Below are 533 nucleotides of genomic sequence, written 5' to 3' on the forward strand. Positions count from 1 at the left end.
CATCAGGGGTGTATTGATAATAGTAGTTGACCCCAGACTCGGAGATTTTAGCGTCTAGCGGTGGCACTTCATCGGGTGCCCAAATGCTTAAGGTAAAAGTTTGTATGTTGTTATTGGCAGATGCTTTTGTGGGTAAACATGCCAACAGCATGGTGCATGTGATTATTATTGCGATAAGCTGTTTCACCATTATGTTCCTTTTTTGCAGTTAAGTTTTTATTATGGGTATAGATGTTTTAGGCTGGCTTGTTTCTTCTTACTCCAACACGTGGGTCACAAATAAATACTTCACCCGTGAGTGTGTCCTTTACCCAGACTTCTAAATACATTTCTTCTGCAATATCACCGTCGTCGAGTTGAACGCGAATGCGTTTGTTGGTTTTTCGTTTTAAATTCACATCTTGCGGCGCGGTGCTGGTGATCCACCTAAATTCATAGCGCTCGTTTAACTGACTCGAAAAACGGAAGATCACTTCACGGTTTGTTGCGTGCTCGTCAAAGTGCAGTTCATCAGGGGTGTATTGATAATAGTA

At 42.0% G+C, this 533-nt stretch carries 2 protein-coding genes; both read right to left on the reverse strand.

Annotation, left to right across the window (positions count from 1 at the left end; all coding sequences use genetic code 11):
• Positions 1-190, reverse strand: a 190-nt coding sequence (locus tag ACW689_RS21435) for a hypothetical protein (RefSeq protein ID WP_476294448.1), incomplete at its 3' end; no start/stop codon positions are given.
• A gap of 46 nt (positions 191-236) precedes the next feature.
• On the reverse strand, positions 237-533 hold a 297-nt coding region (locus ACW689_RS21440; protein ID WP_476294449.1), incomplete at its 5' end, for a hypothetical protein.

The sequence above is a fragment of the Pseudoalteromonas sp. ABE4_541 genome, assembly GCF_056312285.1.